Annotated in this window: 20 protein-coding genes and 1 riboswitch; of the genes, 13 read left to right on the top strand and 7 right to left on the bottom strand. The window is 71.0% G+C overall.

All coding sequences use genetic code 11. The annotated features are described in order from the left end of the window. The first annotated feature begins 25 nt into the window (after positions 1 to 25). Complete coding sequence (locus ACIBVP_RS20555) at positions 26 to 1,321, top strand: hypothetical protein (RefSeq protein WP_396107777.1); 1,296 nt, start codon at positions 26 to 28, stop codon at positions 1,319 to 1,321. A 1-nt stretch (position 1,322) separates the two neighbouring features. Next, complete coding sequence (locus ACIBVP_RS20550; protein ID WP_396107776.1) at positions 1,323 to 2,024, top strand: Abi-alpha family protein; 702 nt, start codon at positions 1,323 to 1,325, stop codon at positions 2,022 to 2,024. Positions 2,025 to 2,183: 159 nt separating this feature from the next. Here the strand turns inward: ACIBVP_RS20550 and ACIBVP_RS20545 are convergent, their stop codons facing one another. The 4 genes from ACIBVP_RS20545 to ACIBVP_RS20530 form a co-directional block, all read right to left on the bottom strand. Next, positions 2,184 to 2,843 carry a glycoside hydrolase family 25 protein gene (locus ACIBVP_RS20545; RefSeq protein ID WP_396107775.1) on the bottom strand — a complete coding sequence of 220 codons (660 nt, stop codon included), beginning with the start codon at positions 2,841 to 2,843 and terminating at the stop codon, positions 2,184 to 2,186. 163 nt (positions 2,844 to 3,006) lie between these two features. Then, positions 3,007 to 4,632 (bottom strand): chaperonin GroEL, encoded by a 1,626-nt coding sequence (gene groL / locus ACIBVP_RS20540; RefSeq protein ID WP_396107774.1) that lies wholly within the window; start codon positions 4,630 to 4,632, stop codon positions 3,007 to 3,009. 173 nt (positions 4,633 to 4,805) lie between these two features. Beyond that, positions 4,806 to 6,065, bottom strand: coding sequence for a protein kinase (locus ACIBVP_RS20535; RefSeq protein WP_396107773.1), 1,260 nt, complete (start codon positions 6,063 to 6,065; stop codon positions 4,806 to 4,808). A gap of 77 nt (positions 6,066 to 6,142) precedes the next feature. Then, positions 6,143 to 6,790, bottom strand: coding sequence for an AIM24 family protein (locus ACIBVP_RS20530; RefSeq protein WP_396108154.1), 648 nt, complete (start codon positions 6,788 to 6,790; stop codon positions 6,143 to 6,145). A 66-nt stretch (positions 6,791 to 6,856) separates the two neighbouring features. Here ACIBVP_RS20530 and glp point away from each other — a divergent pair, with 66 nt between their 5' ends. From glp to ACIBVP_RS20505, 5 genes are all read left to right on the top strand, one after another. Further along, positions 6,857 to 8,101, top strand: coding sequence for a gephyrin-like molybdotransferase Glp (gene glp / locus ACIBVP_RS20525; RefSeq protein ID WP_396107772.1), 1,245 nt, complete (start codon positions 6,857 to 6,859; stop codon positions 8,099 to 8,101). A gap of 9 nt (positions 8,102 to 8,110) precedes the next feature. Beyond that, complete coding sequence (locus tag ACIBVP_RS20520) at positions 8,111 to 8,398, top strand: GlsB/YeaQ/YmgE family stress response membrane protein (RefSeq protein WP_396107771.1); 288 nt, start codon at positions 8,111 to 8,113, stop codon at positions 8,396 to 8,398. Between the two features lie 214 nt (positions 8,399 to 8,612). After that, positions 8,613 to 9,326 (top strand): phosphatidylserine decarboxylase, encoded by a 714-nt coding sequence (locus ACIBVP_RS20515; RefSeq protein WP_396107770.1) that lies wholly within the window; start codon positions 8,613 to 8,615, stop codon positions 9,324 to 9,326. A gap of 74 nt (positions 9,327 to 9,400) precedes the next feature. After that, positions 9,401 to 10,345: a CDP-diacylglycerol--serine O-phosphatidyltransferase gene (pssA, locus tag ACIBVP_RS20510; protein ID WP_396108153.1), complete on the top strand. Its 945-nt coding sequence runs from the start codon at positions 9,401 to 9,403 to the stop codon at positions 10,343 to 10,345. Positions 10,346 to 10,355: 10 nt separating this feature from the next. Beyond that, positions 10,356 to 12,572, top strand: coding sequence for an AAA family ATPase (locus tag ACIBVP_RS20505; RefSeq protein ID WP_396107769.1), 2,217 nt, complete (start codon positions 10,356 to 10,358; stop codon positions 12,570 to 12,572). Between the two features lie 142 nt (positions 12,573 to 12,714). On the opposite strand, the gene ACIBVP_RS20500 is transcribed toward ACIBVP_RS20505, so the two are convergent. Beyond that, positions 12,715 to 13,344: a LytR C-terminal domain-containing protein gene (locus tag ACIBVP_RS20500; protein ID WP_396107768.1), complete on the bottom strand. Its 630-nt coding sequence runs from the start codon at positions 13,342 to 13,344 to the stop codon at positions 12,715 to 12,717. Further along, positions 13,341 to 13,646 (bottom strand): DUF3263 domain-containing protein, encoded by a 306-nt coding sequence (locus ACIBVP_RS20495; RefSeq protein WP_396107767.1) that lies wholly within the window; start codon positions 13,644 to 13,646, stop codon positions 13,341 to 13,343. The genes ACIBVP_RS20500 and ACIBVP_RS20495 overlap by 4 nt, the downstream gene beginning before the upstream one ends. Before the next feature lie 123 nt (positions 13,647 to 13,769). Here ACIBVP_RS20495 and ACIBVP_RS20490 point away from each other — a divergent pair, with 123 nt between their 5' ends. From ACIBVP_RS20490 to ACIBVP_RS20475, 4 genes are all read left to right on the top strand, one after another. Further along, complete coding sequence (locus tag ACIBVP_RS20490; RefSeq protein ID WP_396107766.1) at positions 13,770 to 14,339, top strand: peptide deformylase; 570 nt, start codon at positions 13,770 to 13,772, stop codon at positions 14,337 to 14,339. A gap of 3 nt (positions 14,340 to 14,342) precedes the next feature. Further along, positions 14,343 to 15,239: a threonine/serine dehydratase gene (locus ACIBVP_RS20485; protein WP_396107765.1), complete on the top strand. Its 897-nt coding sequence runs from the start codon at positions 14,343 to 14,345 to the stop codon at positions 15,237 to 15,239. A gap of 73 nt (positions 15,240 to 15,312) precedes the next feature. Next, a complete protein-coding gene (locus tag ACIBVP_RS20480) occupies positions 15,313 to 16,224 on the top strand; it encodes a S1C family serine protease (RefSeq protein WP_396107764.1) in 912 nt (303 codons plus the stop codon). A gap of 230 nt (positions 16,225 to 16,454) precedes the next feature. Then, a complete protein-coding gene (locus ACIBVP_RS20475) occupies positions 16,455 to 16,958 on the top strand; it encodes a LysE family translocator (protein ID WP_396107763.1) in 504 nt (167 codons plus the stop codon). Here ACIBVP_RS20475 and ACIBVP_RS20470 read toward each other — a convergent pair. Continuing rightward, on the bottom strand, positions 16,947 to 17,501 hold the full coding sequence (locus ACIBVP_RS20470) for a hypothetical protein (RefSeq protein ID WP_396107761.1): 555 nt from the start codon (positions 17,499 to 17,501) through the stop codon (positions 16,947 to 16,949). The two genes, ACIBVP_RS20475 and ACIBVP_RS20470, sit on opposite strands and share 12 nt — an antisense overlap. An 84-nt stretch (positions 17,502 to 17,585) precedes the next feature. Then, positions 17,586 to 17,715, top strand: a riboswitch (TPP riboswitch). On the opposite strand from ACIBVP_RS20470, the gene thiC reads away from it, so the two are divergent. Together thiC and thiD are read left to right on the top strand one after the other, a co-directional pair. After that, positions 17,707 to 19,365 (top strand): phosphomethylpyrimidine synthase ThiC, encoded by a 1,659-nt coding sequence (thiC, locus tag ACIBVP_RS20465; protein ID WP_396107760.1) that lies wholly within the window; start codon positions 17,707 to 17,709, stop codon positions 19,363 to 19,365. Its footprint overlaps the riboswitch before it by 9 nt. Continuing rightward, the gene (gene thiD, locus ACIBVP_RS20460) at positions 19,362 to 20,201 is read left to right on the top strand and encodes a bifunctional hydroxymethylpyrimidine kinase/phosphomethylpyrimidine kinase (protein ID WP_396107759.1); all 840 of its coding nucleotides are present in this window, start codon (positions 19,362 to 19,364) and stop codon (positions 20,199 to 20,201) included. The genes thiC and thiD overlap by 4 nt, the downstream gene beginning before the upstream one ends.

Raw genomic sequence — 20,201 nt, 5'->3', positions numbered from 1 at the left:
ATCATGTGCTCGTTAGGGGGCGACGATGATCCTGGCGATCGACTGGGCGGACTCGCGCTTCCTCACGCACCTGATCTCCGTCCCGCTGTTCACCGGGATCATCGGCTACGTCACCAACTGGACCGGCGTGATCATGCTGTTCCAGCCCATGCGGTTCCACGGCCTGCGGCTGCCCGGACTGCGGTTCCTGTACTCCTACCTGCCGCGCCGCGTGCAGGTCATCCCCGCGATCACGCACGACGGCCGGTTCGGCTGGCAGGGCATCATCCCGTCGCGGGTGTCCAAGATGGCCTCGATCTCCGTCGACAAGGCACTGCTCAAAGTGGGCAGCATCGGTGACTTCTACCGGGAGTTCGAACCGGACAAGATCGCCGACCACATCGCGACGACCGCCCGCGGCGAGATCCGCGCGGTGGTCGAACGGATCATGCAGCGCGAACACCCTCGGCTGTGGGCCGACCTGCCGCCGCTGATCAAGTCGGCCGTGCACGCGCGGATCCAGCAGCGGCTGCCCGTGATCGTGCGCGGGCTGACCGACCAGCTCGGCGAGCACATCGAGCAGCTCATCGACGCGAAGCTGCTGGTCATCCGGCACTTCGAGGAGCACCCGGAGCTGATGAACGACATGCTCCGCGAGGTGGGCCGCAAGGAGCTGCGGTTCATGCAGAACTTCGGCTTCTACTTCGGTTTCCCGGCGGGCATCGGGCTGGTGTTCCTGCTGGAGGCGTTCCCGTACTGGTGGGTGCTGCCGGTCGGCGGCGCGGTGATCGGCTGGGTCGCGAACTGGATCGGCATCAAGCTGATCTTCGAGCCGGTGTTCCCTCGGCGGGTCGGCCCGTTCACGTTCCACGGGCTGTTCCTGAAGCGGCAGCCGGAGGTGAGCGACGTGATGGCGAAGATCATCTCCGACGACGTCATCAACATGAAGAACATCGGCGACGAGCTGCTGTTCGGGCCGCGATCCGACCGCACGCGGCAGATGCTGGAAGCGTCGCTGCGGCCAGCCGTGGACGACGCGGTCGGGTTCGCACGGTCGGCGGTGCGGGTCGGCATCGGCACCGAGCGGTACGACCGGATCCGCGACGCGGTGGCGCACGAGGCGGTCGAGTTCGCGTCGGTGTTCGGTGACACGGAGTTCGGCAGGCAGCAGGCGGGCAAGATCAGGACGTTCGTGGCGCGGCAGATGCGGCAGCTGCGTTCCGACGAGTTCAACGAGCTGCTGCGGTCGGCCATCAAGCAGGACGAGTGGTTGTTGTTCGTGCACGGCGGGGTGCTCGGCGTCGGCGCCGGGCTCATCCATCTGGCGATCTTCGGGGTGTGAGATGGCGTCTTCGTGGGGACTGGTGCGCATCGCGGCGAACGCGGGGCTGTCGACGGCGCAGTGGATGGTGCACACGACCGTCCAGACCGGACAGCGGGTCGTGCGCGGGCTCGCGGCGGGCGAGCCCCCGGTGAAGATCGCCCAGGACCTCGGCGCCGAGTTGCGATCGGCCGCCCAGTCGGTGCTCGGCGTGCAGCCCGTACCACCGGAGCACCACGCGTCGACGGACGAGCTGCGGGCACGGGGCGCGGAGCTGCTGCGCCGGTCGTCGGACGTGCACTTCGTGGAGGACACCCACCCGGCGTTCGAACGCATCCTGGACGAACTGACCCCGGACGAGGCACGCATCGTGCGGTTCCTGTGCCGCGAGGGCCCGCAGCCGACGGTCGACGTGCGGACCAACCGTCCACTGGGGATCGGCTCGGAGCTGATCGAGGCGGGGTTGTCGATGATCGGGCGGCAGGCGGGTGTGCGGAACATGGACCGCACCAACGCCTACCTGAACAACCTGTTCCGCCTCGGCCTGGTGTGGTTCTCCCGCGAGGAGGTCGAGCCGTCGCGCTACCAGGTGGTGGAGGTCCAACCGGAGGTCCAGGCCGCGATGGCGAAGGCGGGCCGCGCCCCGAAAACCATCCGCCGCAGCATCCACCTGACCCCGTTCGGCGAGGACTTCTGCACCACGTGCCTCCCCCTGGACTCCTGATCCCCGCGAGTCGCGCTCCAGAACACCGCGAGTCGCGTCCCCAGGCATAGCGAGTTGTCGGTTTCGTGCACACGCCGGACCGGCGAGAGCCCTGCACGAATCGACCAACTCGGTATGCGCGAGAGCGCGACTCGCGGTGTTTGAGAGCGCGCGGCGCGGTCATGCGGCGCTTGTGTATGGGCGCATGACGTTGATGTCCACGCGGGTGGGCACGCCGTCGACGTCGGCGAACCCGTGCAGCTGCCAGATGTGCCAGCCGAAGTCGGGCCGGAACAGGAAGTCGCGGTGCCAGCGCGGCCGGTCGAGCTTCACCGGGTAGACGTCCTCCCAGTCCGCGCCGACGTACAGCACCATCGGCCGGTCCCACGCGTCCTCGACCAGCTTGACGAACTCCGCCACCTCCCCGGCGACGGCCTCCCGGGACGGCGGCTGCGGGCACCTGCCGACGAGTTCCTCAAGGTCCAGGGCGGGCGCAAGCGCTTGCGGATCGGGTTCCGCGACGGCGAGGAAGTGCTCGGCCTGCGCACGGCCGTCGGTGCAGAGCGAGAAGAAGTGGTAGGCACCGCGGTCGATCCCGGCGTCGGCGGCCCCGGTCCAGTTGGCGACGAACCGCCTGTCGACCCAGTCCTCGCCCTCGGTCGCCTTGACGTAGGCGAAGGAGATCCCGTCCCCGGCGACCACGTCCCAGTCGACGAGGCCCTGGTGGTTGGACACGTCGATCCCGTACCGCTCACCGGGTTCGAGCGACGGCCGCCAGTGGGCGAGGAAGAGGTAGCCCCCTGTCCCGAAGCCCGCGACCACGAGGACCACACCGAGCACCAGCGGCCACCGCCGCCGTCTGGAACCACCGTCGCTCACACGCACAGGACGCGGAAGATCGCCGAGACGTTGCCCTCGGCGGCGAAACCCGGTGCGTGCACAGAAAACGGCCCCGGAAGCTGGGCTTCCGGGGCCGTTCCTTGGAGCTGTGCCGTTGGCTGGATCAGAAGTCCATGCCGCCGGTCGGGTCGCCACCGCCCGCGGGGGCGGCGGCCTTCTCCGGCTTGTCCGCGACGACGGCCTCGGTCGTCAGGAACAGCGCGGCGATCGACGCGGCGTTCTGCAGCGCCGAGCGGGTGACCTTGGTCGGGTCCGGCACGCCGGCCGCGAGCAGGTCCTCGTACTCGCCCGTGGCGGCGTTCAGGCCGTGGCCCTGCGGCAGGCCCTTGACCTTCTCCACCACGACGCCACCCTCGTGGCCCGCGTTGACGGCGATCTGCTTGAGCGGAGCCTCGACCGCGACCTTGACGATCGCGGCACCGGTGGCCTCGTCGCCGGTCAGCTTCAGGCCGGCGAAGGCCTCCTCGGCGGCCTGGAGCAGCGCGACGCCACCACCGGCGACGATGCCCTCCTCGACGGCGGCCTTGGCGTTGCGCACCGCGTCCTCGATGCGGTGCTTGCGCTCCTTCAGCTCGACCTCGGTCGCGGCACCCGCCTTGATGACGGCGACGCCACCGGCCAGCTTGGCCAGGCGCTCCTGCAGCTTCTCGCGGTCGTAGTCCGAGTCGGAGTTCGCGATGTCGTTGCGGATCTGGTTCACGCGGCCCTGGATCTGCTCCGCGTCACCGGCACCCTCGACGATCGTGGTCTCGTCCTTGGTCACGACGACCTTGCGGGCGCGGCCCAGCAGCGAGATGTCGGCGTTCTCCAGCTTGAGGCCCACGTCCTCGGAGATGACCTGGCCACCGGTCAGGGTGGCGATGTCCTGCAGGATCGCCTTGCGGCGGTCGCCGAAGCCCGGCGCCTTGACGGCGACGGACTTGAAGGTGCCGCGGATCTTGTTGACCACCAGGGTCGCCAGGGCCTCGCCCTCGACGTCCTCGGCGATGATCAGCAGCGGCTTCGACGCCTGCATGACCTTCTCCAGCACGGGGAGCAGGTCCTTGACGGCGGAGATCTTCGAGCCGAACAGGAGGATGTACGGGTCCTCGAGGACGGCCTCCTGGCGCTCCGGGTCGGTCACGAAGTAACCGGCCAGGTAGCCCTTGTCGAAGCGCATGCCCTCGGTGAGCTCCAGCTCCATGCCGAGCGCGTTGCTCTCCTCGACGGTGACGACGCCCTCCTTGCCGACCTTGTCCAGCGCCTCGGCGATGAGCTCGCCGATCGTGGTGTCAGCGGCGGAGATCGACGCGGTCGCGGCGATCTGCTCCTTGGTCTCGACCTCGCGGGAGGCCTTGTGGAGCTGCTCGGTGATGGCCTCGACGGCCTGCTCGATGCCGCGCTTCAGCGACAGCGGGTCGGCGCCGGCCGCGACGTTGCGCAGGCCCTCGCGCACGAGCGCCTGGGCGAGCACGGTCGCGGTGGTGGTGCCGTCACCAGCGACGTCGTCGGTCTTCTTGGCAACTTCCTTGACGAGCTCGGCCCCGATCTTCTCCCACGGGTCCTCGAGCTCGATCTCCTTGGCGATGGAGACACCATCGTTGGTGATGGTGGGCGCGCCCCACTTCTTCTCGAGCACGACGTTGCGGCCACGGGGGCCGAGCGTCACCTTGACGGCGTCGGCGAGGGTGTTCAGGCCCCGCTCGAGACCGCGGCGCGCGTCCTCGTCGAACGCGATCAACTTGGCCATTGCGGTGTAAGTCCTCCGGTTTGGAAGTTCACGTTGCGTGGCCAGGCTCGGTGCCCGCGACGGACGACCGGGGACTCCCGGCCTCACCGTCCCGACCTCGACTTGGCACTCCGACGTATCGAGTGCCAACCCCGTGTTTAGCACTCTCCCCGCAGGAGTGCAAGAAGAGCAGGTCAGCGACCGGACGAATCGGACGAGTCCTCGTCGGTGTTGTCGCCGGAGTCGCCGTCGCCCACCTTGATGGACGGCACGCTCTTCGTCGTGGTGGTCGTCTGCTCGTCGCCACCCGGACCGGAAGGCTGGTCACCGGAGTTGAAGAAGAAGATCGCCGCCACGATCAGGCCGATGGCGACGACGCCGACGAGCACCGGCGCGATCCACCGGTTCCCGTCCGAGGAGTCCGACGACGTGAACGCCGTACTCGCGCCGGCGGGCACGGGCGGGCGCAGCCGCACCGGCTCGGCCGACGACATGGGCGGCCGCTGGTAGCCGCTCGGCGGCGTGGACTGCGGCTGCTGCGGGCGGAAGGGCTGCGTGGGCGTTACCGTCTGCTGCGGGCCGGGCCGCTGGCCCACCGGCACCGCGGGCGGCCTGCGCACCGGCTGCGACAGCGCCTGCTTCGCCGCGGCGATCAACTCGCGGCAGGACGCGTACCGGTTCGTCGGGCTCTTCGCCATGCCGCGGCGGATGACCTCGTCGATCGCGGGCGGCAGCGACGGCACCACCTCGGTCAGCGACGGCGGCTCGCGGTTCAGGTGCCCCTGGATGACCTCGGGCACCGCACCCTGGAACGGCGGCCGCCCGGCGAGGCACGCGAACAGCACACAGGCGAGCGAGTACGCGTCGGTGCGCGCGTCCACGGGCTCGCCGCGCAGGTGTTCCGGCGCCGCGTAGGTGGGCGAGCCGAGGAAGTCCCCGCCACGTGTGCGGTGACCGGTCGCGCCACGCCTGGTCAGGCCGAAGTCGGCGACGTAGACGTGTTCCGCGGTCGACTCACGGCTGGTGACCAGCACGTTGGCCGGCTTGACGTCGAGGTGGACGAGGCCGCGCTCGTGCAGGTTGTCGAGCGCCTCGGCGACCTGCGAGAGCAGGGCGAGCGCCCGTTCCGGCGTGAGCGGGCCGCCCTTGACCAGCGACGCGAGGTCGGACCCGTCGACGAGCCGCATCGCGATGTAGAGCAGGCCGTCGACCTCACCGAAGTCGTACAGCGGCACCACGTTCGCGTGGTCGATGGCCGAGGTGTTGCGAGCCTCGTCGACGAACCGCTCCCGGAACTCCGGGTCCTCGGTGAGGTGTTCCGCGATGACCTTCAGCGCCACCTTGCGGCCCAGGCGGATGTCCGTGGCGCGGTACATCACGCTCATGCCGCCCTTGCCGAGCACACCGTCGATCCGGTAATGCCCCAGGCGACGCCCGGTGAGGTCCTCCGCCACCACTCATCCATTCATTCGTCGTCGTGACAAAGCCTAACGTCCGGCTCGTGTGGCTCGCGCAGGGTTGGGCCTATCCGTCATCGACCGTTACCCGGCCCGGGCAGGTGTGCCGCCATCGCCCGCGGGTTGCGCGTCTGAATCAGCAACTGACCAGGTCCGGCGAAGTCCAGCAGCAGCCCCTCCCCGGTGCGCACCGACTGGTGCATCGACTGGCTCACCGCACGCAGCCGTGACTGTGTCATCTCCGAATAGGCCAGCAGGTAGGCGGGGTCCACGGTGATCAGCTCGCCCTGGTCGAGGGTGACCATGTCGAGCGCGCCGCACGCGGCGAGCACCAGCGTGCCGACGCCGGACACGTGCTCGACGAACCCCGCCTCGGCGCCGAACAGGTTGCGGAACCCCGCCCAGTTCGGGTCGGTGCGCACGGTCGCGGGCGTGGCGAGCCAGCCGCCGCGCGACACGCACCAGCCGTTCACGCCGTCCAGTTCGAGCGTGTAGACGTCGCCGGGGAGCGCGGGCGCGACGTCCACCCAGCCGCCCTCTGCGGGCGCGGTGAACACGGCTTTCACCGATCTGCCCCGCGAGCTCGCCTTGCCTCTGACGTCCACCACGACGCCGTAGCTCGTGGCGAGCATCGCGGCGTAGTCGGCCTGGACCGCCTCTCCTGGCGCCAGCAACAGCCGAGCGACGCCGAACGCCGGGGTGTGCCGCGTGCGGACCTGCACCGTGCCCTCCGTGGTCGTGTTCCGGTCGAGGTGCAGTCTGGCACGCACGATCCGTGAACCGGCAGGATGCGGTACGTGGCCAACTCTCCGATCTCCGCGCCGAACTCCGCTCCGATCTCCGTGGCCGACTACCGCGCACGGATCACCGCGCTCATCCGGCCGACCCCGGTGACCCTCCGCCCGACCCTGGACTGCGTCGGCCTGGTGCTCGCGGAGGACCTGGTGTCCGGGGTGTCGCTGCCGCCCTTCGACAACTCGGCCATGGACGGCTACGCGGTCCGGTCGGAAGACGTGGCGGACGCGGAGCGGCTCGCGGCGGTCGCACTACCGGTGCCGGTCGACATCCCGGCGGGCAGGACGGACATCGTGCCGTTGCTGCCCGGCACCGCGCACCGGATCATGACGGGCGCACCGATCCCGCCGGGCGCGGACGCGGTCGTGAAGGTCGAGGACACCGACGGCGGCGTGCAGCGGGTGGCGGTGCGCGCGCCGGTCGCGCCGGGCACCCACATCCGGCGGGCGGGCGAGGACGTCACGGCCGGTGACGCGGTGCTGCGCGCGGGCACCGTGCTCGGGTCGCCGCAGCTGGGTCTCGCCGCCGCGATCGGGCTGGCCGAGCTGCCGGTGCACCGGCCGGTGCGGGTGCTGGTCCTGTCGACCGGGTCGGAGCTGGTCGCGCCCGGGAATCCGCTGCTCCACGGGCAGATCTACGAGTCGAACAGCGTGCTGCTGGCCGCTGCCGTGCGGGAGATCGGCGGCGAGGCGACCGTGCTGCGGTTCGTGCCCGACGACGTCGCGGCGTTCCACGCGGCCGTCGCCGAGCACCTCGGCGACGTGGACCTGCTGGTCACCTCGGGCGGGGTCAGCGCGGGCGCGTACGAGGTGGTCAAGGACGCGCTGACCGGGCAGGGCGTGGAGTTCCTGCGGGTCGCCGTGCAGCCGGGCGGGCCGCAGGGTTCCGGGACGTTCAAGGGCCTGCCGGTCGTGACGCTGCCGGGCAACCCGGTGAGCTCGGCGCTGTCGTTCGAACTGTTCCTGCGGCCGGCGTTGCTCGCGGCGATGGGCCACACGGTGATCCAGCGGCCGCGGGTGCGGGCCCGGTCGGCGGCGGAGCTGCGGTCGCCGTCCGCGCGACGGCAGTACCGGCGTGGGCGCATCGAGGGGGACGTCGTTACTCCGGTCGGCGGACCCGGTTCTCATCTGCTCGCGTCGTTCGCGGCGTCGGACTGCCTCATCGAGGTGCCGGAGGACACCGAGGTGGTCGCGGAGGGTGACGTCGTGGACGTGCTGCTGATCGGCGGCGCCACGTAGGCTGCGCGCGTGGGGTTCTTCGCGTGGGTCGTGTTCGGGGCGATCGTCGGCTGGGTGGCGAACGCCGTCGTGGGCGGGAAGTACCGCAGGCGACAGGGTTGCCTGGTCAGCATCCTCGTCGGGGTGGTCGGGGCGGCCCTCGGCGGCCTGCTCTACCGGGCCTTCACGGGCGAGGAGAAGACGTGGGAGTTCGACTTCCCGAGCCTCGGCGTGGCGGGGCTCGGCGCCATCGTGCTGCTGGCCGTTCTGCAGGTCGTCCAGGCGCTCGCGCGGAGGCCACCCAGCAACCGTCAGTAGTCGACGACGCACTTTAGGCTATTGCTCACGAGTCGTGCGCACACATACACTGTGCGCTCAGCATTGCTGAGATTCCCGGCCCAGCCGGCCGGCACGTGCACGTCGTCGGGGGGTGCACGGTCGGCCGGTGCGGGTCTCCCCTGAGATCACTTTCCGCGACCGGCGTAGCGTGGTGCGTAGAGAGCCGCACCCGTTTGCGAGGAATGTCCGGTTGATGACCGAATCCCAGAAGGCCCCAGACTCGGGCCGTCTCGCCCATCTCATCGCCCTGACCAGGAGCGTCGTGCCACCCATGCACCCGGCGGGGCGTCCGTTCGCGCTCGGTGCCGCGGGGGTCGCGCTGTTGCTGCGCCGCGTGTCCCGCCGCCTCGGCGTCGTCGGCTTCCTGCTGGCGGGCGCGGTCGCCTGGTTCTTCCGCGAGCCCAAGCGCGTCGCCCCGACCCGCACCGGCCTGGTCGTCTCCGCGGCCGACGGCGCGGTGTCGCACGTCGTGCTGGCCGAACCGCCCGCCGAGCTGGGCCTGCCCGCGGGCGAGCGCCTGCGGATCTCGGTGTTCCTGTCCGTGTTCGACGTCCACGTGCAGCGCGCGCCGGTGTCCGGCGTGGTCACCCGTGCGGTGTACAAGCCGGGCAAGTTCCTGTCGGCCGACCTGGACAAGGCGAGCGAGGACAACGAGCGCAACTCGCTGCTGCTGACCACGGAGAACGGCACGGACATCGTGGTCGTGCAGATCGCGGGCCTGATCGCGCGGCGGATCGTGTGCCAGGTCGCGGAGGGTGACAAGGTCACCGTCGGCGACACCTACGGGCTGATCCGCTTCGGTTCCCGGGTGGACATCTACGTGCCGGTCGACTCGAAGGTGCTGGTCGAGCCGGGCCAGCGCACCATCGGCGGCGAGACCGTGCTCGCCGAACTGCCGGAGGGCTGACGGTGGCAGGCCGGGTCGCCGGTCGCGCGTCCGCGGGTGTTCGGGTGCTGCCGAACGCCATCACCGTGCTGGCCATGTGTGCCGGCCTGTCCGCGGTGCAGTTCGCGCTGGCCAAGCAGTTCCAGGCGGCGATCGCGGCGATCGCGGTCGCCGCGGTGCTGGACAGCCTCGACGGCCGCATCGCGCGGCTGCTCGACGCCACCAGCAAGATGGGCGCCGAGCTGGACTCGCTCGCCGACGCCATCTCGTTCGGCGTCGCGCCCGCGCTCGTGCTGTACGTGTGGCAGTTCCAGGGCAACAGAGTCGGCTGGGTCGTCGCGCTGGTGTTCGCGGTGTGCATCATCCTGCGGCTCGCGCGGTTCAACACGCTGCTCGACGACACCGAGCAACCGCCGTACGCCAAGGAGTTCTTCGTCGGCGTGCCCGCGCCCGCGGGTGGCCTGTCGGCGCTGCTGCCGCTGATCCTGACACTGCAGATCGGTCGCGACGGCTGGTGGAACGCCGACGGCGTGGTGATGGTGTGGACGGTCGCGATCGCCGCGCTGCTGATCAGCCGCATCCCGACGCTGTCGTTCAAGACGATCAAGGTGCCCGCGAGGGCGGTCGCGCCGCTGCTCGTCCTGACCGGCCTGCTCGCGGCGGCCGTGATCACCTACCCGCTGCTGGCGCTGGCCACCGCGCTGGCGGTCTACCTGGCCCACATCCCGTACGCGGTGCGCCGCAACCACTGGCTCGCCAACCACCCCGAGGCGTGGGACGTGCCGCCCAAGGAGCGGCGCGCCATCCGCCGTGCGCACGGGGCGGGCAGGCGGCTCGGCCTACGGCCACCGATGCGGCGGGTCGCGGGCGCCGCCCGCGCCGCGTTGTCGCGACGCGGCGGCGACCACGTGCGTGCGGTGGCCCTGCCCGCCGACGCGACCCGCATGCGCCGCGGCGCGGTACGCGGTCGCAACTGGCGGCGCATCGGCCTGCGGCGCAACCAGTCCCGACCAACCACTTCGCGAGGCGACGACCAGTAATGTCTGGCCCATGCCAGAGATCACGCTGACCGTCCGGCTGTCCCCGTCCGCGCTCGACTCGCGGCGCGGCCTGGTGCGACTGCACCCGGAGGTGCTCGACGCGCTGGGCCTCGAGCCGTGGGACGGGGTCAAGCTGACCGGCGCCCGCATCAGCGCGGCGCTGGCCGCCGAGGGCGAGGGCCCGCCCGGCGTCGTGCTGCTGGACGACATCACGATGTCGAACGTCGGCGTGACGGAGGGCGGCGAGGTCGTCGTGTCCCCGGCCGACGTGCGGCCCGCCAGGACGCTGACGCTCGCCGGGTCACGGCTGGCGGCCGCGTCGCTGACGCCCGAGACCGTGCGGCTGGCGTTGATCGGCAAGATCCTCACCGTCGGCGACGCCGTGTCGCTGCTGCCCCAGGACCTCGCGCCCGCGCCCGGTTCCGACGTGAACGCGGTGCGCGGCAAGCTGTCCCGCGCGGTCGGCACGACGTGGACGAACGAGCTGCTGACCGTCACCGCGACCGAGCCGGCGGGTGCGGTCGCCGTCCATCCGTCCACTGTGGTCGGCTGGCGGGACGGTGCCCGCACGGGCGAGCGCGCCGCGGCCGCGGTGCTGGCCGGTCCTGGCGGCTCGGTGGTGACGGCGGAGCCGCGGCAGATGGACGTCGAGCCGGTGGTGGTGCCGTCCGCGCCACCGCCGCCGGTGACCGACCTCATCGGCGCGCAGGAGGCGGCGGACCGGCTCACCGAGTGGTTCGACCTGGCGTTCAAACGGCCGGAGCTGCTGACCGCGCTGGGTGCGACCGCACAGCTGGGCGTGCTGCTGACGGGCCCGGAGGGGGTCGGCAAGGCGACGGTCGTGCGGTCGGTGGCGCACGCGGCCGAGGCGGAGGTCGTCGAACTGGCCGCCCCGACGCTCGCCGCGCTGGAGCCGAACGCGGGCGCGGCGAAGCTGTCGGCGGCGATCGAGTCGGCGACCTCGCACACCCCGTCGGTGCTTCTGATCACCGACCTCGACGCACTGCTTCCCGCGACCAGCCCGCCGCCGATGGCGACGGTCGTGATCGAGACGCTGCGCGCGGCGGTGCGGAACCCGGGTTTCGCGGTGGTGGCGACGTCCGCCCATCCCGAGGCCGTCGACCCCCGTGCGCGTTCCGTGGACCTGCTCGACCGGTCGGTGTCGGTGCCGCTGCCGGACGCGCGGACGCGGACCGAACTGCTGCGCGTGCTGCTGCGGGACGTGCCCGTCGAGTCCGATGTGGACTTCGGGGCGCTGGCGGAGCGCACCCCCGGCTTCGTGGCGGCGGACCTGGTCGCGTTGCGCAGGGAGGCTGCGGTGCGCGCCGCGGTCCGCTCGGCGTCGGCGATCACCGCGGGCGACCTGACCGACGCGCTGTCGACGGTCCGGCCGACCGCGTTGTCCACTTCGGACAACCTGCAGACGGGCGGGCTCACGCTCGACCAGGTCGGCGACATGAAGGAGGTCAAGCAGTCGCTGACGGAGACCGTGCTGTGGCCGCTGCGGTACCCGGACTCGTTCGCGCGCCTGGGGGTCGAGCCGCCCCGCGGCGTCCTGCTGTACGGGCCACCCGGCTGTGGGAAGACGTTCCTGGTGCGTGCGCTGGCGGGCACTGGGCGGCTGAACGTGATCGCGGTCAAGGGCGCCGAGTTGATGGACAAGTGGGTCGGCGAGTCCGAGCGCGCGGTGCGTGAGCTGTTCCGCCGCGCCGCGGAGGCGGCCCCGGCGATGGTGTTCCTGGACGAGGTGGACGCGCTGGCGCCGCGCCGTGGCCAGTCGTCGGACTCGGGTGTGGCGGACCGCGTGGTCGCCGCGCTGCTGACGGAACTGGACGGCGTGGAACCGCTGCGGGACGTGGTGGTCCTGGGCGCGACGAACCGTCCCGAGCTGATCGACCCGGCGCTGTTGCGACCAGGCCGCCTCGAGCGCCTGATCTACGTCCCGCCGCCGGACGCCGACGCCCGCACGGAGATCCTGAAGGCGGCGGCCCGCAACACCCCGCTCGCGGCGGATGTGGACCTGGCGGAAGTGGCGGCGACCCTGGAGGGCTACTCGGCGGCGGACTGCGCGGCACTGGTCCGGGAAGCAGCCCTGACGGCGATGCGCGAGTCACTGGAAGCCACAGAGGTCACGCTGGACCACGTCACGAGGGCCCGCGAGTCGGTCAAGGCCAGCCTGGACCCAGCCCAACTGGCAGCACTGGAAACCTACGCCAAATCCCGCTAACCCCGCGAGTCACGCGCCAAAACACCGCGAGTCGCGCGCCCGCACACACCGAGTTGTACGTTTCGTGCACATGCCGCCGTGGCGACACCTGCACGAAACACACAACTCGGTATGCGTGAGAACGCGACTCGCGGTGTTTGTGTCAGCCTTCGTTTTTGCCGCCGCCTGTGTCGGCGTAGTCGTTCGTCACCACGACGAGTACGCCTGCCGGCTGGTCGGCGAGGGTGTCGATCCGTGGCTCGACGGCCAACCCGAACGCGGCCGCCAGCGCGCGTGCCGCGGCCTCCTCCGACGTGCCCGGCCGGAAGAAGACCGTCGTCTCGGGCAGGTTCGTCGCCGAGTAGTTGCCGATTCCGACCACCTGCCAGCCGTCGGCCTTCAGGTCCTCGCCGGCGGTCGCGGCCAGGCCTTTGATCTTGCTGTTGTTCAGCACCCGCACCGGAACGGACTTCTCCGGCTCACCGTTGCCGTCGCCAGGCGGGGCGGCGCCGGTGGTGGTCGTCGTAGTCGGGGCGCTGGGCTGGGTGGTGGTCGTCGGCGGCACGGACTTCGACGTCGTCCTCGACGACGGCGGGTTGCCCGGCAGGGACGAGGCCTCGGAGGTCGACGTCGACTCGGGCGGGCGTTCCTCGCCGTTGCCGTCGGCGCGGCCGTCGCCGTTGCCGCCGAACATCGTGATCAGGCCGATGACGAGGGCCACCACCGCCACGCCGAGCAGCGCGACACCCGCGACCCGCAGTGGCCGCGTCGAACCGGAGTCGGGCGAGGTCATTGCCGCTCGGCACCCAGCCTCGGCGCCATCCGGGCGCGCTGACGAGTGGTCCGCAACCTGCGCAACCGCTTGACCAGCATCGGGTCGGCCACGAGCGCGTCGCTCTTGTCGATCAGCCGGTTGACCAGCTGGTAGTACCGCGTCGGCGACATGTCGAAGAGCTCGCGGATCGCCTGTTCCTTGGCGCCCGCGTACTTCCACCACTGGCGCTCGAACGCCAGGATCTCGCGTTCGCGCTGCGTCAGCTCACCGGTCGCGGGCAGGCCACCGTCGGGCTCTGCCGGCAACTCCGCGGCGTCCATCTGGCTCCTCGCCACCAGGTCGGGTCCGAACCGGAATCACACGCGTGTGATTCCGGGTGCCATTACATCACGCTACCGCCGTCCCCGCCGGGACAACGCACCCGGTTGACTACAGTTCGCGCCATGGCAGTTCACCCGATCCGGATCGCAGGCGACCCTGTCCTGCACAACCCCGTGCGCAAGGTCGACACGTTCGACGACGAGCTGCGGACGCTGGTCGACGACATGTTCGAGACCATGGCGGCTGCCCGTGGCGTCGGCCTCGCGGCCAACCAGATCGGCGTCGACCTGCGCGTGTTCGTCTACGACTGCCCCGACGACGAGGGCGTGCGGCACCGCGGCGTGGTCGTCAACCCGGTGCTCGAGACGTCCGAGCGGCCCGAGACCATGCCCGACCCCGACGACGACCTCGAGGGTTGCCTGTCGGTGCCCGGCGAGTCGTTCCCGACCGGCCGCGCGCGGTGGGCGAAGGTCACCGGGCAGGACCTCGACGGCGAGCCGGTCGAGGTCGAGGGCACCGGCTACTTCGCGCGCTGCCTGCAGCACGAGACCGACCACCTCGACGGGTTCCTGTACCTGAGCCGTCTCGTCGGCCGCTACAACAAGGAGTCGAAGCGCATGCTCAAGCGCAACGGCTGGGGCCAGCCGGGCCTGTCGTGGAACCCGGCCGTGGAGGACGAGCCGGAGGTCTAGCACGTGGACCTCGACCTCGACCGGATCGCCCGGGCGGCGCGGGAGATCGACCCGGTCTTCCTGCACACCCCGCAGTACGTCGACGACCAGCTGTGCACCCGGCTGGGCACGCGGGTGCTGACGAAGGTCGAGACGCTGAACCCGTTGCGCAGCTTCAAGGGCCGTGGCGCGGACTTCGCGATCGCCGCCCTGCCGGCGGGTTCGACGGTCGTGTGCTCGTCCACCGGCGGCAACTTCGGGCAGGCCGTGGGTTACGCGGCACGGCGCCGCGGGCTGCGGGCGGAGGTGTTCGTGCCCGCGGGCACGTCGCCGGTGAAGCTGGCGCGCATGACCGCGACCGGCGCGGTCGTGCACGAGGTCGACGGAGACGCGAAGGAAGCCGCGAAGGCGGTGACGGGCCCCGGCCGCGTCTACCTGAGCGACGGCCTGCACCCGGCGATCGCCGAGGGCGCGGGCTCGATCGGTGTCGAGCTGGCCACCGAGTCGTTCGACACGGTGGTCGTCCCGGTCGGCGACGGCGCGTTGATCAGCGGAATCGCGTGCTGGGTCAAGGAAAAGCGGCCGGGCGTACGGGTCGTCGGCGTCGCGGCGGCGGCCGCGCCCGCACTGGTGGAGAGCTGGCGGCAGGGCGCGGTGGTGACGGTCCCGCAGGAGAACGCGTTCGCCGCGGGCATCACGATCAGCCGCCCGGAACCCGTCGCGGTGACACGCCTCCGCGCACTCGTGGACGACATGGTCCTCGTGACCGATGACGAACTCCGGGCCGCCATGGCCCTGGCGGCCGAGACGCTCGGCGTGCTGCTGGAACCAGCGGGCGCGGCGGGCCTCGCGGCGATCCCCAAGCTCGGCACCGAGTCGGTCGCAACCGTGCTCACCGGCGCCAACGCCGACGTCCGCTGACGGCGAACGCGGAACAAACACTCACCGGCGCACATTTGTACTGGGTGCAACGGTGTAATTGGCGGTGAGTGCGATGTCCGACGAGCTGGACGCCTACTCGCGCACGGTGAGCGAGGTGGCGAGAACACTGACACCGCACGTGGCGAGCGTGACGCTGCGCCGCGGCGGCGGCTCCGCGGTGGTGTTCACCGACGAGGGCCACCTGCTGACGAACGCCCATGTCGTCGGCGGCTCGTCGCGAGGCGAGGCGACGTACGCGGACGGCGAGGAGTCCCCCTTCGACGTCGTCGGCGCGGACCCGCTGTCGGACCTGGCGGTGCTGAAGGCCCGCACCGCCCCGGCCCCCGCCGACCTCGGCGACGCCGACGACCTGGTGGTCGGCCAACTGGTCGTCGCGGTCGGCTCCCCGCTCGGCCTGGCCGGTTCGGTGACGGCCGGCGTCGTGAGCGCGCTGGGCCGGTCGCTCCCCGTGCGGCAGGGCCAGGCGGCCCGCGTGATCGAGGACGTGATCCAGACCGACGCGGCGCTGAACCCGGGCAACTCGGGCGGCGCGCTGGCGGACTCGCGGGCCCGGGTGGTCGGCATCAACACCGCGGTCGCGGGATTCGGTCTGGGCCTGGCGGTCCCGATCAACGCGACGACCCGCCGGATCGTCGACACGCTGATGGTGGAAGGCCGCGTGCGACGGGCGTACCTCGGCGTGGTCGGCGTGCCCGCACCGCTGCCGGACGACGTCGCGGAGCGGCATGGCCAGAAGGCGGGCCTGCGGGTGATCGAGGTGGTGGCGGGCGGTCCCGCCGACCGGGCAGGGCTGCGGAAGGGCGACCTGGTGCTGACCGTCGCCCGGGAACAGGTCCAGGACGCGCAGGGCATCCAGCGCAGGCTGTTCGCGGAGGTCATCGGCACAGACCTGGCGATCACCGTGCTGCGCAACGGCGCGATGGTCGACGTGTACGCGCGCCCGACCGAGCTGACGGTCGGCTGACCGGCACGCGCGCACCACGTGTACGCGTTGCGGACGCCGACCGGGACAGCAGGAACATCGCCGTACTGGTCCGCGCTGCCACCCCGTACGCGACCAAAGAACGACACGGCCCGCAAAGTACGTAACCTCAAGCCCCACCCGTTCCCGGGGGCCACCCGCCTTGCCAGCCTACCTGTACCCACCGACAGACGGGCCGATCTCGATCTTGCCTGTGGACAACCGACCGACCTGTGGACAACCCCGCCAAAATCGGTTGGGCGTTGTCGGTGGGCCGGGTCGGGCTGGAGACCGGCGTCGCGTTCTGGGCGCTGGCCGCGGGCCTCGGGTTGTCCGTGCTGCTCGTCGCGTCCGAAGTGGCCTACCAAACCCTCCGGGTGGCGGGCGTCGCCGTGCTGCTCTGGTTCGGCGCCCGGGCGCTGTTCGGCAAGCACCGCGAGACCGGCGCACCATCGGGCGGCGGCTTCCGGGCCGGGCTGCTGGTCAACCTCGCCAACCCGAAGCTCCCCGTGTTCGCGATCTCGTTCCTGCCGCAGTTCGTCTCCCCGGACGCCGGGCGGTGGGCGCTGATCGCGCTCGCGGTGGCGTGGGTCGTGATCGACACGCTCTGGTATCTGGTCATCGCCGGGCTGATCACCACGGTCGTCGACCGGCTGCGGCGGCACCAGAGCACGGTCGAACGGTGGTCCGGCGCGGTGCTGATCGGCCTCGGCGTGAAGCTCGCCCTAGACCGTTGACCGGCGCCACGGCAGCAGCGGCACCTCGAGCGGCAGCACCTCCACCGAGGCCAGCTCCTCGTACCGGCCCGCCACCACCTGCGTCCTGACCTCGCGCACCTCGGACCCGGTCGGCACCGCGCCCGCCACCACGAACGGCAGCAGCAGCCGCCACGTCGACGCCACGGCCTGCCTGCGCCAGGTCGGCGCGCGCAACGCCACGACCGCCGCCCGCAGGACGACGTCGTGCGCGGTCGGCGGCACCAGCTCCCAGCGTGCCGCGTCCGCGGTCGCGCAGCCGACGCAGTCGGGGGCGCCCGCGGCGAGTTCGCCGCCGCAGCCCGCGCACCGCAGCTGGCGCAGTGCCCAGTCGACGCACGCCCACGGGTAGTCACCTGCCGGGGCGTCGGCCACCCGTTCGGGGTCCGCGTCGGGGAGCTCGGCCCACGCCGTCAGCCACGGACGGTCGACCTCCGCCACGCAACCGGCGCACGACGGGTAGCCGCGGCCCGTCAGATCGCCGCAGGTCGCACAGGGTTTGGCTGCCACCGGGTTGGCGTGCACGCGTGCACGCTATCGCCGTCCGGCCGATCTCGCCCTTGGCAGTGCCCCGAATGGCTGGTTATGGTCGGGAGGCGAGAACGACAACTCAATCAACGCGGGAGCTCGCGCCTTGGCGGGCTGAGAGGGCAGATGGTGTCCAGTCACGGACCCGGTTCTGCCGACCGCTCGAACCTGACCGGGTAATGCCGGCGTAGGGAGATCCACCATGACTGCTCTTGACGACCGTTCCGTGCGCCCCAGCGTGACCACCGGGCCGATCACCGGATCGCGGAAGGTCTACCGCGACGTCGACGGCACTGACGGCCTGCGGGTCCCGTTCCGGCGCGTGGACCTGACCAACGGCGAGCACGTCGAGCTGTACGACACCTCGGGGCCGTACACCGACGACGACGCGACCATCGACATCCACAGTGGACTGGCACCGCTGCGGGCCGACTGGATCGCCGAACGGGAACCGGTGCACGGCGCCGTTTCCCAGCTGGCGTACGCGAAAGCCGGGATCATCACCAAGGAGATGCGGTTCGTCGCCGCACGCGAGGGGGTCGATCCCGAGTTCGTCCGCGACGAGGTGGCGATCGGGCGCGCGGTGATCCCGGTCAACAGGAAACACCCCGAGGTCGAGCCCGCGATCATCGGCAAGAAGTTCCTCGTCAAGATCAACGCGAACATCGGCAACTCGGCCGTGTCGTCGTCCATCGAGGACGAGGTCGACAAGATGGTGTGGGCGACCCGCTGGGGCGCCGACACCGTGATGGACCTGTCGACCGGCAAACGCATCCACGAGACCCGCGAGTGGATCATCCGCAACTCGCCCGTGCCCATCGGCACGGTGCCGATCTACCAGGCCCTCGAAAAGGTCGGCGGCGACCCGACGCAGCTGTCGTGGGAGGTCTACCGCGACACCGTGATCGAGCAGTGCGAGCAGGGCGTCGACTACATGACCGTCCACGCGGGAGTGTTGCTGCGGTACGTGCCGCTGACCGCCAGGCGCGTCACCGGGATCGTGTCGCGCGGCGGGTCGATCATGGCCGCCTGGTGCCTCGCGCACCACCGGGAGTCCTTCCTCTACACCAACTTCGTCGAGCTGTGCGAGATCCTCCGCGCCTACGACGTGACGTTCTCGCTCGGCGACGGCCTGCGCCCCGGTTCCATCGCCGACGCCAACGACGATGCCCAGTTCGCGGAGCTGCGCACGCTCGGCGAACTGACCCACATCGCCCGCGAGCACGACGTGCAGGTGATGATCGAGGGTCCCGGCCACGTGCCCATGCACAAGATCGCCGAGAACGTCCGCCTGGAGGAGGAACTGTGCGGTGAGGCGCCGTTCTACACGCTCGGTCCACTCGCGACGGACATCGCGCCCGCGTACGACCACATCACGTCCGCGATCGGTGCCGCGCAGATCGGCTGGCTGGGCACCGCGATGCTCTGCTACGTCACACCGAAGGAGCACCTCGGCCTGCCCAACCGCGACGACGTGAAGACCGGCGTGATCACGTACAAGATCGCCGCGCACTCCGCCGACCTCGCCAAGGGCCACCCGCGCGCGCAGGAGTGGGATGACGCGCTGTCCAAGGCGCGCTTCGAGTTCCGGTGGACCGACCAGTTCAACCTGTCGCTCGACCCGGACACGGCCCGGTCGTTCCACGACGAGACGCTTCCCGCGGAACCGGCGAAGACGGCACACTTCTGTTCCATGTGCGGTCCCAAGTTCTGTTCCATGCGCATCACGCAGGACGTGCGCAAGTACGCCGAGGAGCACGGGCTCACCGACATGGCCGCGATCGACGCGGGCATGGAGGAGATGTCCGACCGCTTCCACGAGCACGGCCGCCACGTGTACCTGCCGGTGGTCGACAAGTGACCAGCACTCCGCCCCGCGTCCTCACCATCGCCGGATCCGACTCCGGCGGTGGTGCGGGGCTGCAGGCCGACCTCCGCACGTTCTTCGCGTGCGGGGTCCACGGCATGACCGCGGTCACCGCGGTCACCGTGCAGAACTCGCTGGGCGTCAGCGGTGTGTCGGTGATCCCGCCCGACGTCGTCGCCGCGCAGATCGAGACCGTCGCCGACGACATCGGGGTGCTGGCCGCGAAGACCGGCATGCTCGCGACCGCCGAGATCATCGAGGCGGTGGCCAAGGCGTGCGACCGGGTCCACATCGGACGGGACGGCACCATCCCGTTCGTCGTCGACCCGGTCGCGGCCTCCATGCACGGCGACCCACTGCTGCGGGACGACGCGATGGCCGCGCTGCGCAGCGAGCTGTTCCCACGTGCGACGCTGGTCACACCCAACCTCGACGAGGTGCGCCTGCTGATCGGCCACGACGTGCGCACGCATGAGGACGCACGCGAGGCCGCCAGGGCACTGCACGCGCTGGGTCCACAGTGGGCACTCGTCAAGGGCGGCCACATGCACGACGACCCGCAGTGCGTCGACGTGCTGTACGACGGCGAGACGTTCCTCGAACTGCCCGCGACCAGGATCGACACCATCCACACACACGGCGGCGGCGACACCATGGCGTCCTCGATCTCCTCGGCGCTCGCGCGCGGCATGTCGGTCCCGGACGCGGTGCGGTTCGGCAAGTGGTTCGTCACCAACGCGGTGAAGCACGCGTATCCGCTGGGTGGCGGGGTGGGGCCAGTCTCGGCGTTCTGGCGACTGCCCGAGGACGGGACGTTTACAGTCTCTTGA

Source organism: Actinophytocola sp. NPDC049390 (genome assembly GCF_044466355.1).
Classification (GTDB): domain Bacteria; phylum Actinomycetota; class Actinomycetes; order Mycobacteriales; family Pseudonocardiaceae; genus Actinophytocola.
This window is presented reverse-complemented; position numbering and strand designations above follow the sequence as displayed.